Raw genomic sequence first — 3,134 nt, 5'->3', positions numbered from 1 at the left:
TGACCCGTCCTGAAATAAGGCTACATAATTTTAAACATTATGTACAAAAATGACAAAGTAATCAGACGGTATTCGGAACCTTTTAAACTGAAAATTCTGGACGAAATCACAACTGGAAAACTTAACAAAAACCAACTAGGCAAACTTTATGGCATTGCGCCTACCACCATTAACGAATGGATCAGGAAGTACAACCGTAAGAACCTAATGAACACAAGGGTAAAAGTGGAAACAAAAGACGAGATAACACGAATCAAGGAACTGCAAAAAGAGATCGGACAGCTTAAAAAGCTACTCCTAAAAAAGGATTTGGATGCATTGGTACTGGATTCATACTTGGAAGTCGCAGCAGAAGACCTGGGCTACAAATCTGTGGCTGAACTAAAAAAAAAGCTAAGTATAAAGCCTTGATCAAAGCCAAAGAAAAAGGTAAGGGATTTGCTTCTTTAACTACTATAACCAATTTTTTGGACATAAACGCAATGCTTACTATAAGTATAAAAATAGAGCTGATAAGCGTTTAAAACTAGAACAGCAGATTATTGGGATAGTTAAGAAAAGACGCAAGTCCCTTCCAAGGGAAGGCGTGCGTAAACTTGTTAAATCCTTAGATGATGAGTTTACCAAAGCCAACCTTAAAGTCGGCAGGGATACTTTGTTTAACGTCCTTAGAAAACATCAAATGCTAACACTTAGAAAGAAATATAGCTCTAGAACAACTAACTCTTTGCACAGGTTCTATAAGTATAAAAACATCATTAAAGATATTGAGGTTACAAGACCTAACCAAGTGTGGGCCTCTGACATAACCTATATCAGAACGGTAAAAGGATTTTGTTACCTGGCGTTAATAACTGATATGTATTCAAGAAAGATTGTTGGTTATGACCTTAGTGATAGCCTGGAACTAAACGGATGCGTGAGGGCCCTTAACAAAGCTTTATATCATGCTAAAAACACAAAAGGACTCATTCACCATTCAGACAGGGGCATTCAATATTGTAGCAATGTATACACACAAATATTAAAAAGAAATAAGATGGATATCAGTATGACAGAGGAAAACCACTGCTACAAAAATGCACTAGCAGAAAGGGTTAACGGGATTCTTAAAGATGAATTTTATCTCGACCAAACCTTTACGGATACGACGCATGCTAAAAGGGCTACAAAAAATGCAATTAATCTATACAACCAAATAAGATTACACTTATCTTTAGATTTTAAAACACCTAATTATGTGCATCAAAATGCAGCTTAATTTTAATTATTAACCTGTAGCCATATTTCAGGACGAGACATTTGACCAAATCAATGAACAGACTATTAATCATCATATTTTTTGCCTTTAATTTTTCTTTTGGACAATCGATTCAACACGAACCGAGAAAATTATTTGTAGCGACTTTAAACGTTCCTCAAAACACAAGGAATAGTAATGACGCATTTACAAAGTTTGCATTAGAGAACAACCTAAAGCAACTTCTTTGCTTTAGAGATAGACAAATTTCATCCGACATCAGCTTTGACAAAAACGGAAAAGTTATAACCATAATTGAGAATGATAACACAATTATCAACAAGAGCGAATATCAATACGATGAAAAAGGCAGAGTTACCAAAACATCACATTATTCGCCAAATGGAGATTTTAAATATGGTTATGAATATGAATACTTGGAAGACACAAAACTGACTTATGAAAATCCTGGAAGAATACTTAAAAACAAAGACATTTTTATAAAGGACAAAAACCAAAAGATTTCAATCGATTACGGAACCGACAAAGAAATTGTTTCTAAAGAAATAGAAATATTTAATACAAATGGAGAATTAAAACAAAAACAGGAATTTTCCAACGACAGATTAAACAAAGAATTCATCTATTATTCAAAAGACGGAGAAAAATACGAGGACAAAATATTCTACCCTGAAAACAGAGAAAAAATTGTCGAGACAAAAAAAATATTGGACAATGATGTGATTGACAAAAACGGAAACACAATCATTAACTATTCTGGCGATGTTAAGGTATCTGAACACAAATACAATTCTGCAAGCCGATTAATCTCATCTGACTTTTATTCAACGAAAAATGGACATTGGCAAAATGAAACTTACGAATATAAGAATGATACGATTTTAATAAGAAAGAAGGAGAATTACATTTTAAAAGGTAAAAATATATCTTATCAGTTCATTTATAATAACGTCGGATTTTTAGAAAAAGTAATTAAAATTGACGGAACTGAAAAACAAATATTTGAGTATAAATATCAACTGAACGAAAAATAAAAACGTGCTACAACACCGTGTATAATTCATTGCTAGTTCCTTTAACTTCCGAAAATCCTATCGGATTTTCTTGTTTGTGTTTATTTGCTATCTTAGTGCTTGTACACGCAACAAATCATACACGAACACGTTGTAACACATTATCTAAACCTCGAATTTGAAATTAATTTTAAAAATATTTTTAGTAGCAATAGTACTTTTCATAGTTGCTATTATCGCATTTATTATTGCTTTTGGAGATCATACCAATCGAACAAATTTTCGAATTTATTCTGCTGATAAAAAACAATGTGTAACTGTAATTACTCGTGGAGAAATAAGATATATAATAAACGGAGAGTATAATTCAGTTCCAAGAACTAATTATATAAAAATTGACAAAAGTGGAATTCCTCTAATTGGAGATGAAATGGGAATATGCTGGAAAAATGATAAATACGAATGGGAAATTGTAAATCATCAATCAAAAGTTCTTGAAAATAAATTAGACACTCTGAAATATAAATTCAACACGAGTTGGGAAAAAGATAATTATGGAATTCCAAACTCAAAAAAATATATCAAACCGAATTGTGGAACGATTGGACTTTTGAATATGAAAACCTATGACAAAACAATTATTTTAGAAAACTGAACTGAATAAAAAACGTGTTACAACACCGTGTATAAAAAATTGCTAGTTTTAGCTAATACAAAGTTGGTTGCTTGTTTGCCGGCTTCCGATTTTCCTTCGGAAAATCCTCGCCCCCAAACACGCAACTTTCCATACACGAACACGTTGTAACCAATTTGAAAAGCGTACGATAATGAAATGAAAAGAAGTTTAAATATTTTACATT

At 32.3% G+C, this 3,134-nt stretch carries 5 protein-coding genes; 4 read left to right on the top strand and 1 reads right to left on the bottom strand.

Annotated features, from left to right (window positions below; translation table 11 throughout):
• The first annotated feature begins 39 nt into the window (after positions 1-39).
• The 4 genes from CSW08_RS01210 to CSW08_RS01195 all read left to right on the top strand — a co-directional run bounded on the left by CSW08_RS01210 (position 40) and on the right by CSW08_RS01195 (position 2,929).
• Complete coding sequence (locus CSW08_RS01210; RefSeq protein WP_106658087.1) at positions 40-411, top strand: transposase; 372 nt, start codon at positions 40-42, stop codon at positions 409-411.
• Between the two features lie 25 nt (positions 412-436).
• Positions 437-1,261 (top strand): IS3 family transposase, encoded by an 825-nt coding sequence (locus CSW08_RS01205; protein ID WP_157831405.1) that lies wholly within the window; start codon positions 437-439, stop codon positions 1,259-1,261.
• A gap of 53 nt (positions 1,262-1,314) precedes the next feature.
• Entirely contained in the window at positions 1,315-2,295 is a 981-nt protein-coding gene (locus CSW08_RS01200; protein ID WP_106658085.1) for a hypothetical protein, read from the top strand.
• A 157-nt stretch (positions 2,296-2,452) separates the two neighbouring features.
• A complete protein-coding gene (locus tag CSW08_RS01195; protein WP_106658084.1) occupies positions 2,453-2,929 on the top strand; it encodes a hypothetical protein in 477 nt (158 codons plus the stop codon).
• A gap of 17 nt (positions 2,930-2,946) precedes the next feature.
• Here the strand turns inward: CSW08_RS01195 and CSW08_RS18205 are convergent.
• Positions 2,947-3,134 (bottom strand): hypothetical protein (locus CSW08_RS18205; RefSeq protein ID WP_106658083.1); only part of this gene is annotated, 188 nt, incomplete at its 5' end.

This window comes from Confluentibacter flavum (assembly GCF_002843175.1).
Lineage (GTDB): Bacteria > Bacteroidota > Bacteroidia > Flavobacteriales > Flavobacteriaceae > Confluentibacter > Confluentibacter flavum.
Note: the sequence above shows the minus strand (reverse complement) of the source record. Positions and strands in the feature narration are given on the sequence as shown.